Here is a 20,073-nt window from a genome sequence, read left to right as displayed (position 1 = left end):
AGGGTCCAACACCACGATGTCCGCTCCCATCAACAGGCGCCTCGGCGGCATCACTCCAGGCGCCTCGCGCCTCGGCTCGGAGACGCCTCGCGTGCGCGTGGCGTCGATCCTGGCCCAGGCCGCGAGGGCCTACAGCGCGCGCCCTCCCATCGAAGACATCACGATGCCCACCGGCTTCGATCCCGCCGCGGTGGCGCTCTTCGAGACGATCATCGAGGCCGCGTTCCTCGTCGCGAACGCCGACGGCCACTTCGACGACGAGGAGCGCGGGCGCTTCCAGGCGATCGTCGCCGGCGCCTGCCAGAACCTCGTCCACGAGAAGCAGCTCGAGGCGCTCCTCGCGGATCTCGGCGAGATGCTGGCCGAGGACGGGCTGGAGAAGCGCATCAGCATGGTCGCCCGCACGATCGCGCGGACCGAGCACCAGCGCGAGGTGCTCCGCGTGGCGGCCTCCATGGCGCACGCCTCCGGCGGCGTGAGCGCGCAGGAGCACGGCGTGCTCGAGCAGCTCGCGCGCGGCTTCAAGCTCGACGTGGCCGCCGTCGACGAGGCCCTCGCGCAGGCAGCCGAGCCCGTGAACGTCTAGCGTGGACATCAGCGCCGCCGCGTACGGCGGGAGACGCGCATCAGGGCGCGCGCGGGTTCGAGCTCGCCGCGGCGAGTCAAACCCCGAGCGCGATCGCTGCGACGAGTCAACGTCACCTCAACGTCACGCGTAAAGCGAATGAGCGTACGCCGCGTCTGGGCACTGGTCTCGGGCAGCGCCTTTGGTTAGTGTCCCGCGAACCGATGAGCACCGCGACGTACTCCACCGACCGCCCGCCGAACGTCTCAGGGGCAAGCCTCGAGCCGCAGGCTGCCGTCGCGCGGCACCCGCTCGATACGTGTGCCGACGACGTGATCAAGGTCCTGCGCGACGACGGCTCGCTCGACCCCGCGCACGATCCGAAGCTCGAGCCATCGGAGGTGATCGCCCTCTACAAGGCCATGATGCGCACGCGCCTGCTCGACGAGCGGCTCGTGGCGCTGCAGCGCCAGGGGCGCATCGGGTTCCACATCGGCTCGCTGGGTGAGGAGGCTGCGGTCCTCGGCAGCGTGTCCGCGACGCGGCCCCAGGACTGGGTGTTCCCGTGTTACCGCGAGTTCGGCGCGGCGCTCTGGCGAGGGCTGCCGCTCCAGCGGTACATCGACAACATGTTCGGCAACGCGAACGACACGGTGAAGGGGCGGCAGATGCCGGACCACTACACCTACCGCGAGGGCCACTTCGGCTCGGTGAGCTCGCCCATCGGCACGCAGATCACCCAGGCCGTGGGCTTCGCGTGGGCCGCCAAGCTGAAGCGCGACGAGCTCGTCACGCTGGCCTACTTCGGCGACGGCGCGACGAGCTCGTCGGATTTCCACAGCGGCCTGAACTTCGCTGGCGTGTTCAAGGTGCCGGTCATCTTCCTCTGCCGGAACAACGGCTGGGCGATCAGCGTGCCGACCGAGCGCCAGACGTCGAGCAACACGTTTGCGAGCAAGGGCGTCGCCTACGGCGTCCCCGGGGTGCGGGTCGACGGCAACGACGTGTTCGCCGTCGTGAAGGTGACGCGCGACGCGATCGCGCGCGCCTCGCGCGGCGAGGGCGCGACGCTCATCGAGGCGATGACGTACCGCCTGTCGGGCCATTCGACGAGCGACGACCCGAAGGCGTACCGCCCCGACGCGTGGCTCGACCCGTGGCGCCGGCTCGATCCGATCGCGCGGCTCCGGCGGCACGTCGAGCGCACCCAGGGCTGGACGGAGGCGCAGGATCGCGAGATCGAGGCGGCGGTCGACGCGGAGGTCAAGGCCTGCATCGCGGTCTCGGAGAAGGTCCCGCCGCCGCCGCTCGACTCGATGTTCGAGGACGTCTATGCGGAGCCGCCCTGGCACCTCGTGGAGCAGCGGGAGCAGCTCAAGGCGGGCCCGAGGCCCAAGGGCCACGGCGGCCACTAGGCCGCGCGGACGGCGGCGTCGGCGTGGCGGCTCGCCGGACGGCGGCGCGGCGGGGGTGGCGCCGCTGCCCGCGATCGGCGGGGACCCTCGGGGGGCCGGGGCGCCGGTGAGGTTGTACCCCCACCTGTTGGCCGAGAGACGGAGACGAAGAGCATGCCTCAGATGAACATGGTCCAGGCGATCAACGACGCGCTACGCCACGAGATGCGGCGGGACGCGCGGGTCGTCGTGCTCGGCGAGGATGTCGGCAAGGTCGGCGGCGTGTTCCGCGTGACCCAGGGCCTGTTCGACGAGTTCGGGGACGACCGGGTGATCGACACGCCGCTCTCGGAGAACGGGATCGTGGGGACGGCCATCGGGATGGCGCTCTACGGGCTCGTGCCGATCCCGGAGATCCAGTTCGCCGATTTCATCTATCCCGCGTACGACCAGATCGTGTCCGAGCTGGCGAAGTACCGCTACCGCTCGGGGGGAGAGTACCCGTCCAAGCTGGTCATCCGGACGCCGTTCGGCGGCGGCATCCGCGGCGGGCACTACCACTCGCAGTCGCCCGAGGCGCAGTTCGTCCACGTGGCGGGCCTGAAGGTCGTGTGCCCGTCGAACCCGGCCGACGCGAAGGGGCTCTTGCTCTCGTCGATCCGGGACCCGGATCCGGTGCTGTTCTTCGAGCCGAAGCGCATCTACCGCGCCGCGAAGGGCGACGTCCCCGAGGGCGAGTACACGGTCCCGCTCGGCCAGGCGAAGGTGGTCCGGCCGGGCTGGCACGTGACGCTCGTGGTCTGGGGCGCGATGCTCTACGAGGCGCTCGACGCGGCGAACCAGGCGGCCGCTCAGGGCGTCGAGTGCGAGGTGATCGACCTGCGCACGCTGTGGCCGCTCGACATCGACACGGTGATCGAGTCGGTGAAGCGGACGGGCCGGTTCATCGTGGTGCACGAGGCGCCGAAGACCTGCGGCCTCGGGGGCGAGCTCGTCGCGCTGGTCAACGAGAAGGCGTTCCTCCACCTGGAGGCGCCGCCGCTCCGGGTCACGGGCTTCGACACCCCGTTCCCGTACACCCTCGAGAACGAGTATCTCCCTCTGTCCCATCGTATCCTTCCGGCGATCCTGGAGACGGCGAGGTACTGACGCATGGGCAAGTACGAGTTCAGGCTTCCGGACATCGGCGAGGGCGTCACCGAGGGCGAGATCGTGACCTGGCTGGTGTCGCCGGGCGACATGGTCGCCGAGGACCAGCCGATGGTCGAGGTGATGACCGACAAGGCGACGGTGACGATCACGTCGCCGCGCACGGGCCGGATCGTGGAGACGCGGGGCAAGGTGGGCGGGGTCGTCCCGGTCCACTCGGTGCTCGTCGTGTTCGATCTCGACGACCGGCCCGCGGCGGCGCCGCCCCCCGCGTCGGGGGCGGGGGTGCGAAAGGACGCTGCGAAGCCCGGCCCGGCGGAGCCTCCCGCGGCGGCGGCCGCGAAGTCCGGGGCTGCGGAGCCCGCGGCGACGGCGGTCGGCGACATCCGGGAGGACCTCCCGGGGATGAACCTGGTGGCGCCGGCGCGGTCGGCGTGGGCGAACGGCAGCATCGGCGCGGGCGCGCGCGCGGCGGCCTACTTCAACGAGAAGCCGCTCGCGACGCCCGCGACGCGCAAGCTGGCGCGCGACCTCGGGGTCGACCTGCGGCGCGTGCCGCCGACCGGCCCGGCGGGCCGCGTGACGAAGGACGACGTGCGGGCGCTCGAGGCGCCCGAGGAGGCGGCCCCGGCGCTGCCCGAGGCGGCGCCCAGGCGGGCGGCCCCGGCGCTGCCCGAGGCGGCGCCGAGGCCGGCGGCGGCGGGGCCCGGCCAGCTGGGCGAGGAGCCGGGGCACGGGGCGGCGCGGCCCGAGGGGGAGCGCGGACGGGGGTTGCCCTCGGCGCCGGGCGACGAGCGCATCCCGCTGCGGGGCGTGCGCAAGCGGATCTTCGAGGCGATGTCGCGGTCGAAGCACACGGCGGCGCACTTCACCTTCGTCGAGGAGTGCGACGTCTCCGCGCTGAAGGAGCGCCGCGCGCGCCTGCGGCCGCTGGCCGAGAAGGCGGGCGTCAAGCTGACCTTCCTGCCCTTCTTCGTGAAGGCCGTCGTCGCGGCGCTGAAGAAGCACCCGACGTTGAACAGCGCCTTCGACGAGGCCGCGCAGGAGATCGTCGTCAAGAAGAGCTATCATATCGGCATCGCGTCCGCGACCGAGGCCGGGCTCATCGTGCCTGTCGTGCGCGACGCGGATCGCCGGAGCGTGCTGGAGATCGCGCAGGAGATCGCGCGGCTCGGCGAGGACACGAAGTCGGGGCGGGTGAAGCCGGAGGATCTCGGCGGCTCGACGTTCACGATCACGTCGCTCGGACAGCAAGGGGGGCTGTTCGCGACGCCGATACTGAACTTCCCCGAGGTCGCGATCCTGGGTATCCACCAGATGAAGCAGAAGCCGGTGGTGCGCGACGGGCAGATCGTGATCGGCGAGGTGATGCTGGTGTCGCTGTCGTTCGACCACCGGATCATCGACGGCCATGTGGGGGCGGCGTTCGCCTACGAGATCATCGGGTACCTGGAGGATCCGGATCGGCTGTTCCTGGAGATGAGCTGAGCGGCTGCTGCGCGCAGCGGCGGCCGCGCGCGTCAGCGATGCGCTCATGCCTTGTCGCGCGGGGCCGGAACCGGCAACATCGCGCGCCCTGATCGCGATTCCCAAGACGCTCGAGGACGCGCTGCGCGACCGGTTCGTCGTGCCCTTCGTCGGCGCCGGCGTGTCCATGGCCGTCCGCCATGCTGCGCGACGAGATCGATCGCCCGACGGTCTGGCACCTGCACGGCTTCATCCAGCAGCCGCAGCGGCTGATCCTGACGCCGGACGGCTACCGCGAGCTGTACCCGAGCCAGGAGGACGAGGTGCGCTACCGCGGCGCGCTGCAGGCGCTGCGGCACCTCCTTGCGGCGCGCACGTTCCTGTTCGTCGGCTTCAGCCTCGACGACGCGATGTTCGGCAACCAGATCGCGTGGGTCCACGAGGCATTCGGCGGCGCCGCGGGGCCGCACTACATGCTCGTCCGGGCGCGCGAGCTGCGCGACACCCAGCGGCGCCTGAGGGACCTGAGCTGCATCGAGTTCCTTACATTCGAGGAGTTCGGCGATCCCCTGGTGGCGCTCGTCCACGCCCTCGGTTCCGCCGGGAACCGGGAGCCCACCACGCCGCCGCCGCTCATGGCGGGCGCCCCTCGGCCCACCGCGCGCCTCGAGATGGCAGCCGCGCCGTCCCCCGCCCCCGCTGGGCCCCTCGCGTTCCTCGCCGACGAGGTCGAGGTGATGGTCCCTCCCGTCACCCGGGTCGCACACCGCGCGCTCGTCACCGAGGCGGCGCCCGCCCCGCCCGCCGCCGCCACCGCGACGCCTCGAAGCTTCGAGACGACCGCGGGGGACGGCGGCATGGACATGGCGCTCGTGAGGCAGAGCTATCGGCTCGTCCACCAGGTTCAGCGCCGCGTCTTCGATCGGCTGGCAGAGCTGTCCGATGCGCTCGCGGGCATCGGGCTCACGTTCGAGCGCTGGGACCCGTCCCTGTTCTCGCGTCACCCGAAATCGACCTCGGAGTTCTTCCGGCGCAAGTACTGGGCCTGGGATTTCCTGCCTGCGTATCGCCTCCAGCTCGTCTGGCAGTCATCGGCCAGCACCTCGCGGAGCGTGGTCCTCGAGGTCGTGTCGGACACGGGCTTCACGCGCGACGGCGGTGGAGAGCCGGATCCGACGCGCTTCGGCGACGCGCGAGCGGCGGGCTCCGAGCTGCAGATCAGCCTGATGCGCTCCTCCGTTCGGAACCTGCCGTGGAACCAGATCTGGTCGTCCTTGAGCGGACAGGAGGACACCCTCTACGACGGAAACGATCACGATCTCGACGCCGGCGGGCGCCCTTGCACCTACCGCTACCTCCGCGTCGATCTCGGCGCTGCGCTGGACAAGGAGGCGTTCAGCGAGCGCGTCATCGCCCCTGTCAGCGCCTGGCTCGCTCGGTGATCGAGAGCCTCGGACGAGCGCGCCCCGCCCGGGCGCGGGCTGTCGGGCGGCGCCACCCCTTCTTGCGATGGCCGAATCCGGCGGATGGACCTGAGCCGTATGCCAAGCGATCCGCCCGACCAAGGAGCAGACCGAGCTCCTCGTGGACGCCGATCGCCTCCTCGCCGCCCGCCCCGATCAGGAGAACGACCCGGCCGTACGCGCCCTGGCGCGGGCGCGCGCGCTGTGGGGCGCTGGAGAGTGGCCGGAGGCCACGCGGGTGGCCGGCGAGATCGCGATCGCGCACCCCCGCGAGGACGCCGGCATCGTCGCCGCGATGCTCTACCTCGCGGGCCTGAACCTGCTTGGAAGCCAGATCGACCCTCCCCGGCCGAGCTGTCATGACGAGCTCGTCAATCGCTTGCCGACCCTCCAGCGCCATTACTGCGAGCGCGGAGAAGACCTGCGTCACCCGAGCGAGTGCTATCTGCTCTACAAGATCGAGCGCGCCGTGGAACGCGGGGGTGGATGCAAGGTTCCGGAGAAGCTGGATGTGCCTCCTTCGGTCGCGTATGCACGCGCCGGCGAGTGGTACCTCGCGCGCGCCGTTCGATGCGTGGAGGCCACGCGCCTCGTACGCGTCTCTCCGCTCGCCGAGCATTGCGACGACCTCGCGTTTTACGCGGTGCGTGCCTTCATGAACGTACCCGACGAGACGCGCGCCGGCGAGGCGCGGGCGCTGCTCCTCGAGCCGGGCAACGGCATGCTGAAGAGCCCGCACATCGCGGAGCTGCCCACGCTCGCGCCTCGACGGCCGTAGCGCCACGAAATCGAGGCGCGCGTCCATCGGTGCAAGCACAGAGAGGGGGCCCGCGGGCGGAGATGGAGACACGTCCTGCTTCAGGAGGTGAACCGATCCGCCAACCCGGCGCGCGAGCCGCCCAACCACGAATTGCACCGGACGAAGCCCGCCGTCTCGCCGCGCGGACGCGCCTCCATCGTCCGGCTACTCGTGGTAGGCTGGGACGTTTCGTCAGCGGGCTTCGCCGGTGAATTCGAAGCCGTTGGGTCGACAGAACGTTGCGCGGCAGGAGGCTGAGTCGATATGTTGTTCGGGGATCGGCAGGACTTCGCCATCGAAGCGGACGTGGAGCCCAACCTGGAGCCCCCGAGCGCAGTGTGGGGGCGCATGTGCGTCTGGTGCCGCGGGGTGGCTCTCGGAGACCTCGGGGAGTCGCACTGTGCGCTGTACCCGGCTTACCGCTCTTTTCGCTCGCTGCCCTCCAACCTCGACCGCCTGTGGTCCGAGAAGCTGGCCGGGTTGGACGACATCGCTGCCTGGAACTTCCTCGACGGGCTATTGTACGGCCATCATGGAGACGTCGAAGTGCCCGATACCCGAACGGCCGAGGAGCGCCGCCGGGACTGGACGTTCTGGAGCGCCCACGATTTCCTGACCAACTGGGGCGAGCAGTTCGCCGGATGCAAAGCATTCATCCTCTGTCCGCCCGGCGGCTCGATTCGCATCCTCTCTCGCCAGCTACCCGGGCACATGGGCCGCGGCGTGGAGGTGTCGCGGGCCGGGCTCGTTGCAGCCGCCGAGGGGTTCGCACGCTGGTTCGAGCAACAGGCGCGGCGTCTGGAAGGCGGTCGGGTCTAACGCATGCGCATGCCAGAAAGGCAGCGCCGGCCCGCGACAGTCGCGCCGCGTCTCGACGGGGTATCCTGGCGCTCAACCCGGCGCGACAGCACGCTGCGATGCGAGCGCCCCGGAGATGACGTGGACCGGGACGCCGCAGGCCACTAACTAGTTCCCGTCCCGAAAAGCGAAAACAGCTTGCTTTGTAGGGTCCACGTGGCGCTGGGGGCGCACCCGCAGCTCGATTGGCGGCGAGCGGACCGCTGCCCTCACTGACCGCGGGATGCCGACGCGCTCGGCCGCTGAAGGCGCCAGCATCGCCGGCCGGGTCCAGGTCGCATCGATTTGGTGAGAAAACTCGCGCCCCAAGCGGAATTTGTCCATCGGAGGGATCCTGTCCGCCGTGTGGTCCCCCAGCACCGTCAGGGAGGACGGCACTCCGATGCGCAAAGCCTTTTTTCAGCAGCGACCGCTTGTTCCGCCTTCGATCGAGCATCCTCACGCCAGGGAGCTCCAGACAATCTCGGCAGTCCTGGAGCAAGTGCCTGCCGCAGCAGACGTCGTGCTCACGGATTTGACCGGGGCAGGGATCGACGGCGACAGGGGACGGCAGGGGTTGAGCGCCGAGCAGGTACTGCGGGTGCTGCTCCTCAAGCAGATGCATGACCTCAGCTACGAGGAGCTGGAGTTCCACCTCGCTGATTCGGTGACGTACCGAGCCTTTTGCGGCTTCGGGATGGCCGATCGAGCTCCGAGCAAATCGACGCTACAGCGGAACATCAAGGCGGTCTCGGAGCAGACGCTCGAGGCGATTCATCGGATGATCGTGGCGTATGCGATTCGTGAGGGAGTTGATGATGGTAAGCGCACGCGCATCGACTCCACGGTAGTGCGTGCCGCGATCCACGAGCCGAGCGATTCCTCGCTCCTGAAGGACAGCGTTCGTGTACTCACACGGCTGCTGCGCCGCGCTCGACGATGGGTGAAGGTCGAGTCGAAGGACCACCGCCGAGCAGCCAAGCGGCGCTCTCTGGAGATCAAGCGCGCAAGGTCTGCCGAAGAACGTCAGCCGCTGTATCGAGACCTGATCAGGCTCACAGAGAAAGTAACGAGGGCGGCGCTCCGCGCAGTGGAGGCGTTGCGGCAGGTACGCGTACAGACACCGCAACGCGACGAGATTGACCGTCTGAACAGGCAGATGCAGTACCATCTCGCGGCCGCCCGTCACGTGATCGAGCAGACCCGCCGTCGTGTGCTGGAGGGCGAGGTCGTTCCAGCGCAGCAGAAGATCGTGTCGATCTTCGAGCCGCATGTCGACGTGATTGTCAAGGACAACCGCGAGACCATGTACGGTCACAAAGTGTTCTTTTCCGCCGGCAAATCAGGCGTCGTGTTCGACGTCGTTGTGCCGCTGGGCAACCCCACGGACTCCTCGATGGCGGTGGGGATGGTTGAGCGGCACATCGAGATCTGTGGCAAGCCTCCGCACCAGGCGGCGTTCGATGGCGGCTTCACCTCGAGAGCAAATCTTGAACAGGTCAAGGGTCTCGGCGTCCGCGACGTCGCGTTCAGCAAGGGCAAAGGAATAGCCGTCGACGAGATGACCAAGAGCCCGCGGCTCTACCGAGCACTGCGCAATTTTAGAGCTGGGGTCGAGGCCACCATCTCATTCCTTAAGAGATCGTTCGGTCTCGACCGCTGCGACTGGCGCACGTGCACATCCTTCAAAGCGTATGTGTTGGGCTCGGTTCTCGCTGCCAACCTGCTGATCGTCGCACGCGCCTCCGCCGGGTAGCGCGCGCGTTCACGATCGCTGGCCGATCTTGGGCCCCGCGAGCGCGGGCCGTCAGGACTCGTGCGCCTGCTCCCCGGCCGTGGTGCGTCTGCGGCGCGCTCCGGCGCCGGGAGACGTTCCGCCCTGCCGTTCCTACTGTACGGATGCTCGTCTCCCCCACGCCGAGGCCACGCGGAGATGCGACTTTCGGGACGGGAACTAACTAGAGGATAGGCGGCGCGCCGTTGGACGGAGCGCCGGAGACTGCCGCGCCCGGCGCTCCCCCGGGCGGTGCGGCACCGGGCGATGAGGGTGCCGTCGGGCCGGGCGGGCCAGCGTCCTGGAGCGTCGCGGCGGCGTCGCTCGATGATGCCGTGCGACCACCGCGGCCCTTGTAGAGCGACGGCGCGATCGTGTCGGCATCCCCCTCGTCCCAGCGGAGATAGGCGATGGCCCGGCGCGTCTGATCGTAGGCGTGCACGAGCAGCGCAAACGCGCGCGCCCGCTTGTCCGCCGCCTCGGTGGGCCCGGGTCCCTTGCCGTGCTCCCTCACGCCGAGGCCGGCGAGGAGCTGCGGCCCGATCTCTCCGGCGCGGCTCACCTCCTTCTCGGTCGCCGCCGTCTTCCCGGCGATCTCCGGCCAGCTCCCGCTGAACAGCGCCGAGAGCGCCACGAGATCGTTGGCCGTATCGATGTGCCCCTGTCCAGCGCGGATCTCCGCGACCGTCTCCGCGTCGAGCAGGCCTCGGCGGGCGAGCGCCTCGGCGTCGCTCAGCAGGTTCTCCCGGAGCGGGACGGCCTCTTCGAGGAGCGGCTTCAGCGCGTTCTCCGCGCCTTCGCTGGACAGCCACAGGAGGTGCGCGTACCACGCGGCGAGCGCGTAGGTCTCGAGCCGGTCGAGCAGCGCGACATCATGCTTCTGGAGGTGCTCGGCGATGGCGGGGCGCAACGCGAGGAGGCCGGGCAGCACCCCCAGCACCTGGGAGACGACCCGCGGGATATCGAGGTTGATGGTGATGAGCCGATCGGCGCTCAGCGCCTCTATCTCGCGAAGGGCATCGTCGAACGCCTTCGCCGCCAGGAGCGGGGTCGCAGGCTTCTTGGGAGCTGCCTTTTTCTTGTTCGAGAACGGTCTGGCCATGAGGGGATTACCTCTCGTTGATGTCCGTCGCGGAGCGGCGAAAGAATGGATACGCCATGCCCCCTACCCCCCGCGCTGGATGTGATGTGAACGCCCGGAACACGCCGGACGTTCCGGCAGGGATAATCATGCTCGCTTTCGTGTCAATTCATCTTCCGGGTGATTTTCAGGACGCGTGCCCCTCAACGTCGTAATCTTGCTCAAGGGCATTCATGCCTGCGAGTCGACGGGGGAGCTGCCCGGCGCCCTCTCGCACGCCTGGCGTCCCGCGGGACGGGGGGTGTGCGGGACCTGGAAGGTGGAAAGTTACAGGTTCGGACAGCCCGATTGCGCGAGGGCTGTTCTGCTGCCTGCCCATCACCGGATCCGGCTCCCCGAGGGCTGCTCTGCTGCCCGCCCGTAACCGGCTCCGGTTTTCCGCCGCTGCTCAGCTGTCTGCCCGTAACCGGCTCCGGTTTTCCGCCGCTGCTCAGCTGTCTGCCCGTAACCGGATCCGGTTTTCCGCCGCTGCTCAGCTGTCTGCCCGTAACCGGATCCGGTTGCCGGAACCATGGTCGGCTTCCCGGCCACAACCGTCCCCGGTTGCCGGGGCATGCTCAGCTGCCCGGCCAACACCGCCGGAGGCAGCCCCATCCCCGTCGGAGCCGCTGCGGCTCGAAGCGGGGCTCGGCGCGACCCTGGGCCTGGGGATCACGCCGGGGGCCGCGGCTGGCATGACGTTGTCCTTCGGCGTTCGCCGGCCCGCCTGGTCGATCGCGGTGGAGGGGCGAGGGCTCGTCTCCCTGGTGCAGGAGGTCGAAGCGGTGCCCCTCGGCACGAGCGCCTTCACGATGGCTGCCGTGGGCTGTCTTCGCAGCAGCCGCCTGTTCGGCTGCGGGGTCGCATCCGTGGGCGTCGTCCGGTTCGCCGCTCGGAGCCCGTGGAACCTGGCCTTGCGCAACGACGCACTGCTAGGGTGCGGGGCGCGGCTCGGCAGCGATTGGGCCCTCTCGGACAGGTGGTCCGCGCACGGATACGCCGAGGCCACCGTCATCGTGGCGGACGCCGTGCTCCGGCGGCAGAGCGATCCGCGCAACGTCCCTGGAGCCATCATGTGGTCGTCACCTCCGCTCGCTGCGACGCTCGGGCTCGGAATCACGGCAGCCTTCTGAACAGGCTCGTCCACATCGTGTCCTTCTCGCAAGAAGTCAAAGAAACATGAGAATCATCAAAGGGAATCCACAATGCTCGACGTGAACGACTGTCTCGCGAGAGCCGCCCGTTGTCAGCGCAAGGCGTCTTTGAGTACTCTGCTCGAGATGCGAATCGTCCCGTCCATGCTCATCGGAATCCTCTTGTTGGCAGGTTGCCCCGGCGATCCGACCATCACCGGTCCCTGTCAGCCCCAGGAATACGGCCACCCTGGCTGCCCCTGGCCCGAGCAAGGGGGCGGCGGTGCCGGTGGTGAGGGCGGAGGCGGCGGTGCCGACAATGCCGGCGGCGAAGGCGGGACAGGCGGCGGCGACGAGACCGCCTGCGCCGGCGATTGCGTCCCACCGGCGCCGCTCGGCTGGTTCGGACCGGCGCTCCTCTGGTTCGGCCCGCGGGACCAGGTACCCGCATGCCCCGCCGCCGCGCCGAACGTCGGCTACGAGGGGTTCGCCGACCTGGCGCCCGCGCCGCTCGCCTGCGCGCCCTGCCTGTGCGATCCGCCGGAAGCGGCCACCGCCTCGTGCCAGCTCCCGCTGGGCTGGTCTGCGCACACCTCGACCTCGACGACGTGTTCCGGCGACCCCGGCAGCGTCGAGACCACCTTCGCGGCGCCCGGCGGCTGGGACGGCGCCTGCACCGCCGCGAACGCGGTCCCCGCGGGCCAGAACTGCGGCGGGCAGCCGTGTGTGCAGTCGATCTCGATCGACGCGCCGGTCGTGCTGGTCACCGCCACCGCCGCCTGCACGCCGAGGGTCGACGAGCCCCCGCCGCCGGCGCTCCTCGATCCCTGGCTGACCCGGGCGCTCGCCTGCGTGCCCGGCGCCTACACGGAGTGCCTGGGCGACCGCAGCACCTGCATGCCCTCGCCGGACCAGCCCGGAGTCCCGCCGCCCGGCGGCTTCCTGACGTGCATCTTCCACGAGGGCGACGTGACGTGCGAAGAGCCCTACCTCGACCGGCACGTCTTCTATGGCGGCGCCGAGGACAGGCGCGGCTGCTCCGAGTGCGGCTGCGGGGAGCTGGAGGGCGCTTCCTGCACCATCATGGCCTCGGTCTACAGCGACGCGGCGTGCGCGGAGCAGGTCGCCTCGACCCTCGTCAGTTCCAGGGCGCCGTTCTGTGGGGTCACGCCGCCCGGCATCGGCCTCGGCAGCAAGTCGGCGGAGGTCGTCGACGTCGATCCCGGCGGCTGCGCCCCGAGCGGCGGCGAGCCCACCGGCGAGCTGCTGCCGGCCGAACCGTCGACCTTCTGCTGCCAGGCATGAGCTCACCTGCGCCACCTCTGTTATGTACAGGGCGGCTGCTACCCCAACCTGGGTCAGGTTGCCCTGGCCTCAGGGCGAGCCCTGATCCCGCCACTATGGCTGCCCCGTGCAGACGCGTGGTCAACGATCAGGATAGGCTCACGCTGTACTTAACTCTCCCTTGACCCTGTCCCAAGCGCAGCGTGCTTGCCAGCACGGCTACAGCGGGCGCTGCCTGCGCGGGCGGAAACGGTCGAGAGCGGACTCGAAGGGGCGATCTCTCGTCTGCGGACTCTGTGGACGTGGTGGGATGGAGGACTGGAGGAGCGGATATGAGGAGAGACGTTTCGACTATCTCTGTGCTGGTGTTCGGCGCGTGGCTCGCCGGATGCGGATCAGATGAAACCGCCGACGGCACGGTCCAGCCCAGCCCTCCCGGCTGCAAGCCTTGCGCGATAGCCGAATTCGGAAGTCCGGCCTCCGATTACTGCACGGTGGGCCCAAACGGCGTGAGCTCGCAGGCGCTTTACCAAACATTCGTCGATTGCATGTGCCAAGGCCCGTGCGCCGAGGTGTGCGAGTCGAGCGAGTGCCTGGGGCTCGGGATGAACGTGAGGTGTCTGCCATGCATCGCGGAGATGTGCCATCGAGAGCTTGACGCCTGCGCACACGATTTCTGAACCGAGGCCACGATGCGTCGTCGGCACCGATGAACGAGAGCGACTTTTGCATGCTCGCGCTGCGCGCAGGCGAGATAAGGTTTGCGGCGAACCCGGTGGCTAGATGATGGCGAATCGTTCCTGGATGACGTGGGCAAAGACCGTGCTGGTGGGCAGCGCCGCGGGCGCATGCCTCACCCATGGTGACGCTTCCTCGGGGGCCTGCCGCCTACGGAGGAGCCTGCCGGTGCTGGATGGCGTGCTCGGCTTCCATCGTGTACCGGCGGCTCTCGGCCTCGTCGGGGTCGAGCCCCAGCTCACCATAGCGATAGGCCATCGCCAGCGCCTGGAGCGCCGCAGGGTGCTCCCGCTCGCCGGCGCTCTCGTAGAGCTCCACGGCTCTTCTGTCATTCCTCGGCACGCCGGCGCCCGCGCGGTACGCATTGGCGAGCAGGAACATCGCGTCCGGCGACCCTCCGCGCGCCGCGCTCTCGAACCAGCGCGCAGCCTCCGCGGGGTCCGCCTTCACGCCATCGCCGTTCTGGCTCATCACGCCGAGGAAATACGCGGCGCTCGGGTGCTGCGAGGGGGCGGCCCGCAGCAGCCAGGCGCGGGCGCGCGCCGCGTCCCTGGGGACCGACGGAAGCCCCTTCAGGTAGATCCTTCCGAGCGAGACCTGCGCCTCGACGTCTCCCTGCTCGGCCGCCCGCGCGAGTGAATCCATCCCGGCGAGGACCTCCCCGGGATCCGCGAGCGTGAGCAGGCGAAAACCGAGCGCCCGCGCCTCCATGCCGCTCGGGGGCGGCGCCCCAGGGCGCGACGGCGGCGAGGGCGCCGCGGCGGCCGTCGGGCGGTCCGCCTCGGGACGATCGCCCTCGCGCAGCCCTCCAAGGGACAGGGCGGCGGCGCCGCCGAGCACGAGGACGCCGCCGACAAGCACAGCGAGCCGCACGGGACGCGGGGCGCTCACCGGCTCAGGTCGATGGAGTAAACCGAGAGCATCTTGCCGCTGCCGTCATCCTGCGCGACGAGCGAGAGGTTGGTCAGCCCGGCGGCCTCCGCCTTCGGAAGCGCGTTCTGCGCCGAGGTGAAGGTCACGGGGCCCATCGTCGTGACCCGGGCGAAGCGCCAGCTGCGGGCAGAGCCGTTCTGGGCCCGCGTGAGGTTCTCGACCTTCTTGATGTACGTGATGAGCACGTCGCGGTTCGTGTCCGGCGCGGCGTAGATCGTCTTCGACCCGTCGAGGCCAGGGAAGCTGCCGCCGCCGCTCGCGCGGTAGTTGTTCGTGGCCACGATGAACTCCGCGGCCAGATCCATGGGCTCGCCGTTCCACTGGAGGTCCTTGATCCGGCCGCTGGCCTTCATCCCCGCGGGCGGGAGCGGCTGGGTCACGTCGATCTCGTACGTGATCCTGCTGTCCGTGAACATGTCGAAGTTGTATCCGGGCATCGCGCTGTTGATGAGCGGCTGCGGCTCCGTCTTGCTCGGATCGATCGGATTGAAGCGCGTCGCGGCCCTCTCCAGCCAGTCGAGGATGTCCGCGCCGGTGACCTTCACCGCCTGGACCGTGTTCGCGTACAGGTAGAGATCGGCCGCGTTGTTGATTGCGATGCTCCCCGCCGGCACGTCGGTGTAGTCGTTGCCACCCTGAAAGCCGGACTTGAACGGCGCGCTCACCGAGAGCACGGGGAGCGACGCGTACTGGGGCAGGTTCTCCTCGATGTAGCGGGCGATGTAGTCGGCCTGGGCCTGGTTCACGATCTGGATCGCGCTGGCGTCCCCCACGTCGGCGAACATCGACGACATCGCGAAATCGCTCGTGCCGATGGGCGTCTTGACGTAGGCGACCGTCGCCTGGTGCTCGGCGTCGAGCAGCGGCGCGAAGGAAGCGTCGGCCGCGACGAGGACCTTCGTCTTGTCCGGCTGCGCGTCGCAGAGCGTCGCGAACGCGCAGGACGCCCCCGTGCGCCAGCGCTGCATTGAATCACACGCCTCGGGGAGCCCCCCTTTGCAGGTCGTGGCGATCGGCCGGGCCTCGACGACCGTCTTCGCCTTGTCGACCGTCCAGCCCTCGCCGTCGTGGGTGAGCCCCAGCTTGATGACACCGAGGTGCTGGCCCCAGAAATTCGCCATGACGGCGGGGACGCCGCCGACCGTGCCCGCGTCCTTGTCGACCTCCGGCAGGCTGAACTGCGCCACGGTGCTGCTCGGGTTGGGGAAGATCTGGTGCGAATGGCCCATGAGCATCGCGTCGATGCCGGGCACCTGGGCGAGGTGCCACGCCTGGTTCTCGAGGGTAGGCGTATACGGCGAGTCGTCGAGGCCGCCGTGGACGATGGCGACGACGAGCTCGGCCCCCCTGGAGCGGAGATCGTCCACCAGCGGGGCCGCGACCTCCTGCACCCCCTTCGTGAAGACCTTGCCCTCGAGCCATTTCTTGTCCCAGCTCAGGATCGTCGGCGGCGTGACGTCGATGAAGCCGACCTTGACCGCGCTCTCGATGGCGCCGCCGCCCGGCGCCGTCGCGGTGAGGGTCTTCTCGACGAGGACGGTCTTCGGGAAGAGCGTCTCGCTCGTCTTCAGGCTGAAGACGTTGGAGTTCACCAGCGGGAACCGAGGGCCCTCGCAGTCCGCCGATGCGGCGAGATCGAGCCCGTCGACGTCGAACGGGGTGTGGGTCACCTGCGAGAGAAAGGCGAGGCCGAAGTTGAATTCGTGATTGCCGATCCCGCCGACGTCGAACCCGAGGTGGTTCATGGCCTTGTACATGGCCAGCGTCTCGCCGCACGCGATCGGCTCGACGAGCGCCTGATGGTCGGCGAGGACAGTGCCCTGGATCGTGTCGCCGTTATCGATCAGGAGAGTGTTCGAGAACTCGTCCCGCGCCTGGTTGATCAGGGTCGCGGTGCGCTCGAGGCCAATCGATGGCTCAGCGACCAGCTTGAAGTAATCGAAGCCGAGGATGTTGGTATGGAGATCGGTGGTCTCGAGCAGCGCGAGGTCGGCCGTGGCTCCGCTCGGCGTCGCGGGCGCTCCTCCCGAGCCGCCGCCCCCCTGCTCGCCGCCTCCCCCTTGGTCGCCTCCCCCCGCGCCTCCTCCTCCCTCGCCGCCTCCCCCGTTGCCGCCTGAGCCTGAGGAACTGGAGGAGGAGATGGAGCTGGAGGTCGATGAGCCCGTGCCGCCCTGGTCATCGCCGCACGCGGTCAGCGCGGTCATGGCCAGAATCAGCGAGGAAATCGACGCTATCCGTCCGACTCGACCTGTCATCGTGAACACCTTTCCGAGCGCCGCTTCGGCCGATGCCTCTCCGCGCGCAACCAGCCATATCGAGTCGAGGCGGTCGAGTTTTCGCACCGATGCACGCCCGGATCAAGGGCTACGATGAGCTGCTCGGCATGTCAACAGCACCGGAGAGGCGATGCGGCGGAAGAACGCTTGAACGGCGCGCCCTCCGCCCTCCGCGCGCCGCTGCGTCAATCCGATGGACGGCTGGTAACAGTCTCGTTAACGCTCGCCACACGCGAACGACCGCGTGGCATCAAAACACGATCGTCCAGCCGGGATTGCTCACCTGCTGCTTCGTATAGGACACGCCGTCGACCTTCAGCCCTTCCGCGTTGAGCAGCGTGATGAGCCCGCCCTTGTTGGAGAGGACCATCGGAGCCTGGACGACGACCGTCGTCAGCCCGCCGGGCTGAAGCTCTCCGGTGAGCGCCATCTTCGATTTGGCCTTGTCGGCCAGCGACCAGCCAGCGAGGTTGATCTTCCGGTTCGACGTATTCACCAGTGTGACGGTCTCCCGTTCGGGCGTACGCGCATCGTTCACGAGGGCGGCGACGATCCGCACGATCCCGTCGGGCTGCTCCACCGTGGGGAGCCCACCGCCTCCACCGGCCACGTCCGACGGCGGTCCGGATACCGGGATGTCGAGCGTGTGCCCCGTCTGGTCGTCGGTGTGCCACGCCTGCGTCTGAAACTTCAGGAAGATCGCGACCCACTGGTCCCCACGCGGGAAGTGGATGAGGAGGCCGCCGTCCTGCCAGACACCGTCGTCCTTCTTGAAGCGGGCGTCGTTGCCCTGGTTCATGTGGATATCGTGGATGCCGTTTCCCGGCAGGAAGCCGAAGATCTTGTCCTTCTTCCCGTTCTCCGGGCCCCAGCGCTCCCCGAAGGCGTACAGAAGCGCCGTCTCGTCGGCCATCGCCCGCTGCACGTAGTGGTCGAGCTTCTCGTTGAGGTCGTTGTCAGGGCCCGGGGCGGAGAATGGCAGCGGAACGAACTCCGTCCGATCCACGAGGTTCCCCCGGATGAAGTCGAGCCCGAACCCGCCCGGCTTGCTCTCCAGCGGATGAAAGCCCGGCTTCAGCTCGTGGATCTCTTGAAGCAGCGGGTGCGCAAAATGGGACTTGACGACATATTCGACCTGGGAGCCGTCCTGCGACTGCACATTGACCGCGATGCGATAGTCTATCGTGTCGTCCACGACGTGGATCTGATAGTGCGGGTTCGCTCCCGACGCGAAACGCCGATCGATCACTGTACCCTTCAATACGCCATAGCTCTTCAGCGGCATGTTGCCTCCCGCATCCATCGGCTGAGCACGGCCGGTGCCCGCCTGTGAGATAGTATCAAAACCCTACTTCACTGCTTCGAATGGTGATGAATCATCCGGCATGCGCTCCCCCCTTGGAGCCGGTGACCGACGGGTGTTGAATGGAACGCGCGATAGCGCCTTCTACACCATGTGAAGCCGTCATTTTTTTGAAGTCAAGACTGAACTGCCCGTGGACTCGGAAATTCCGCCGCCCTGTCACGCAATGGTCTATGCAGCGGAACGCCAGGGAGCTGACGCCGGAACCCCATCATCTCTCGAGCGGCCAGCGCCAAGCCGAGGCGCACGCTACTTACAGGTACATCAAATTCATCATGGATTCGCTCGCGCGGCGGAAGGCGCGCTTCGAGTCGATTTCGGCCGCGACGGATCTCGCCGGGGCCGTGTTCGAGGTCGGCCGGACCGCTGCCGGCGCGGTTCGCCTTCACGGTCGACCCACAATCGTCTCATGGCCGGAGGGAGCCGTTATCCGCGGTACTCGCGCAGCGCCGTGCCCCGGGCGCGGCCCAGCATGGCGAACGCGCGGCGCTCCGCCTCCCAGAGGATTCGCTCCTCGTCGAGCGTGAGGAGCTCGTGGTCCTTCATGACGAGCCGGCCCGCGATGATCGAGTGGCGAATGTCGCTGGACCTCGCCGAATACACGAGGTTGCCGACCAGGCTATTGCGAGGCCGGAGGTGAGGGCGGCGGGAATCGAAGAGGATCACGTCGGCCGGGGCGCCCGGGGCGATGACGCCGCTCGCCTCGAAGCCCAGGGCCCGCGCGCCGTTCCGTGAGGCCAGGCGGAGCACGGTGTCGCCGGGGAGGGCCTCGGCGTCGCGGAGGTGGGCCTTCTGCAAGACTTGATCCGGCCGCCGGCCGCGCCCTGGAAGCGGCGGGCAAAATCCACGGCCCCGGCGAGATCCGTCCAGAAAGCCGGGGGGCGCCTCGCCAACGGCCACGATCGAACCGCCCTCGATGGCGATGTCGACCCCGCGGAGCACATCGCCCGCGTCGTTCAGGGTGATCACATCGACGGTCTTGACGAGGAGCGCCGGCATGATGTTTTTACATCATTCTTTGCGCGAGCGTTCAAGGCCCGTGCTGCGTATTCACGACGGACGTGACCGCGCGCCGCGCGCCGCGCGAGCGTACACATTGAACACCGCCGCACGCAGGCGGGGTCGTCGTGGGCCTGCTCCAAGCGGTTGCTTCGAGAGACGAGCGCCGCCTCGCGGCGCTGCGCGGGCCGACTGCGGAAGACGGGCCGGCGGGTGGAGCTCAGCGCACCATGGTGAAGAAGTTGAGCTTGTTGCCGTCCAGGTCGCGGAAATATCCCCCGTAGAAGCTCTGTCCGCGCGGCCCCGGCGCGCCCTCGTCCTTGCCGCCCAGCTCCAGGGCCTTGCTGTGGAGCGCGTCCACCTTGGCCGGGCTATCGACGACGAGCGCGACCATCACCCCGTTGCCGACCGTGGCCGGCTGGTGGTCAAAGGGCAGGGCGACGGCGAGCGCGGGCGCGTTCGGCTTCACCGCCCAGATGATCAACCGCTCGATCTGCAAGAGCCGCGTCGCGCCCAGCCCGCCCAGCAAGGCGTCGTAGAAACGAGCGGCGCGCTCCAGATCGTTCGTGCCCAGCGTGACATATCCGATCATCGATCTCTCCGTTCATTGGAATGGTTCGTCATCGTTGGCCCGCCGTGCTCCTCCGCGCTCCAGTGACCGGAGCGGGTCTCGCTTCCAGGCGACCCACGACACTGCTCGCGGGCCGCTCTGGCCGGTGGAAAAGCCCGATCTCCTACGACCACGTTTGGACGGAGACGTCCCGGCCTGGACGCAAACG

Annotated in this window: 16 protein-coding genes; 10 read left to right on the top strand and 6 right to left on the bottom strand. The window is 68.9% G+C overall.

What is annotated here, in order from left to right; translation table 11 throughout:
- The first annotated feature begins 16 nt into the window (after positions 1 to 16).
- From WME82_RS08835 to WME82_RS08800, 8 genes are all read left to right on the top strand, one after another.
- A complete protein-coding gene (locus WME82_RS08835; protein ID WP_437745039.1) occupies positions 17 to 586 on the top strand; it encodes a tellurite resistance TerB family protein in 570 nt (189 codons plus the stop codon).
- A 203-nt stretch (positions 587 to 789) separates the two neighbouring features.
- Complete coding sequence (locus WME82_RS08830; protein ID WP_437745038.1) at positions 790 to 1,980, top strand: thiamine pyrophosphate-dependent dehydrogenase E1 component subunit alpha; 1,191 nt, start codon at positions 790 to 792, stop codon at positions 1,978 to 1,980.
- 153 nt (positions 1,981 to 2,133) lie between these two features.
- Positions 2,134 to 3,108, top strand: coding sequence for an alpha-ketoacid dehydrogenase subunit beta (locus WME82_RS08825; protein ID WP_437869858.1), 975 nt, complete (start codon positions 2,134 to 2,136; stop codon positions 3,106 to 3,108).
- Between the two features lie 3 nt (positions 3,109 to 3,111).
- A complete protein-coding gene (locus WME82_RS08820; protein WP_438042473.1) occupies positions 3,112 to 4,596 on the top strand; it encodes a dihydrolipoamide acetyltransferase family protein in 1,485 nt (494 codons plus the stop codon).
- A gap of 179 nt (positions 4,597 to 4,775) precedes the next feature.
- Entirely contained in the window at positions 4,776 to 6,017 is a 1,242-nt protein-coding gene (locus tag WME82_RS08815; RefSeq protein ID WP_438042472.1) for an SIR2 family NAD-dependent protein deacylase, read from the top strand.
- A gap of 142 nt (positions 6,018 to 6,159) precedes the next feature.
- Complete coding sequence (locus WME82_RS08810; protein WP_438042471.1) at positions 6,160 to 6,816, top strand: hypothetical protein; 657 nt, start codon at positions 6,160 to 6,162, stop codon at positions 6,814 to 6,816.
- Positions 6,817 to 7,101: 285 nt separating this feature from the next.
- Positions 7,102 to 7,656 carry a hypothetical protein gene (locus WME82_RS08805; RefSeq protein ID WP_438042470.1) on the top strand — a complete coding sequence of 185 codons (555 nt, stop codon included), beginning with the start codon at positions 7,102 to 7,104 and terminating at the stop codon, positions 7,654 to 7,656.
- Positions 7,657 to 8,077: 421 nt separating this feature from the next.
- On the top strand, positions 8,078 to 9,430 hold the full coding sequence (locus WME82_RS08800; protein WP_438042469.1) for an ISNCY family transposase: 1,353 nt from the start codon (positions 8,078 to 8,080) through the stop codon (positions 9,428 to 9,430).
- A 202-nt stretch (positions 9,431 to 9,632) separates the two neighbouring features.
- Here the strand turns inward: WME82_RS08800 and WME82_RS08795 are convergent, their stop codons facing one another.
- Positions 9,633 to 10,550: a hypothetical protein gene (locus WME82_RS08795; protein ID WP_438042468.1), complete on the bottom strand. Its 918-nt coding sequence runs from the start codon at positions 10,548 to 10,550 to the stop codon at positions 9,633 to 9,635.
- A 713-nt stretch (positions 10,551 to 11,263) separates the two neighbouring features.
- Here WME82_RS08795 and WME82_RS08790 point away from each other — a divergent pair.
- Together WME82_RS08790 and WME82_RS08785 are read left to right on the top strand one after the other, a co-directional pair.
- Positions 11,264 to 11,701, top strand: a complete 438-nt coding sequence (locus WME82_RS08790) for a hypothetical protein (RefSeq protein WP_438042467.1) — start codon at positions 11,264 to 11,266, stop codon at positions 11,699 to 11,701.
- A 165-nt stretch (positions 11,702 to 11,866) separates the two neighbouring features.
- Positions 11,867 to 13,006 (top strand): hypothetical protein, encoded by a 1,140-nt coding sequence (locus WME82_RS08785; protein WP_438042466.1) that lies wholly within the window; start codon positions 11,867 to 11,869, stop codon positions 13,004 to 13,006.
- A gap of 867 nt (positions 13,007 to 13,873) precedes the next feature.
- Here WME82_RS08785 and WME82_RS08780 read toward each other — a convergent pair.
- The 5 genes from WME82_RS08780 to WME82_RS08760 all read right to left on the bottom strand — a co-directional run bounded on the left by WME82_RS08780 (position 13,874) and on the right by WME82_RS08760 (position 19,886).
- Entirely contained in the window at positions 13,874 to 14,614 is a 741-nt protein-coding gene (locus WME82_RS08780; RefSeq protein WP_438042465.1) for a tetratricopeptide repeat protein, read from the bottom strand.
- Positions 14,611 to 16,860 carry a 5'-nucleotidase C-terminal domain-containing protein gene (locus tag WME82_RS08775; RefSeq protein WP_438042464.1) on the bottom strand — a complete coding sequence of 750 codons (2,250 nt, stop codon included), beginning with the start codon at positions 16,858 to 16,860 and terminating at the stop codon, positions 14,611 to 14,613. The genes WME82_RS08780 and WME82_RS08775 overlap by 4 nt, the downstream gene beginning before the upstream one ends.
- Before the next feature lie 322 nt (positions 16,861 to 17,182).
- Positions 17,183 to 18,217, bottom strand: a complete 1,035-nt coding sequence (locus tag WME82_RS08770) for a DUF2278 family protein (RefSeq protein WP_438042463.1) — start codon at positions 18,215 to 18,217, stop codon at positions 17,183 to 17,185.
- Between the two features lie 504 nt (positions 18,218 to 18,721).
- Positions 18,722 to 19,294, bottom strand: coding sequence for an amidohydrolase family protein (locus tag WME82_RS08765; protein ID WP_438042462.1), 573 nt, complete (start codon positions 19,292 to 19,294; stop codon positions 18,722 to 18,724).
- A gap of 220 nt (positions 19,295 to 19,514) precedes the next feature.
- Positions 19,515 to 19,886, bottom strand: a complete 372-nt coding sequence (locus WME82_RS08760) for a VOC family protein (protein ID WP_437745030.1) — start codon at positions 19,884 to 19,886, stop codon at positions 19,515 to 19,517.
- Positions 19,887 to 20,073 lie beyond the last annotated feature (187 nt).

Source organism: Sorangium sp. So ce128 (assembly GCF_051525245.1).
Classification (GTDB): Bacteria; Myxococcota_A; Polyangia; order Polyangiales; family Polyangiaceae; genus Sorangium; species Sorangium cellulosum_B.
This window is presented reverse-complemented; position numbering and strand designations above follow the sequence as displayed.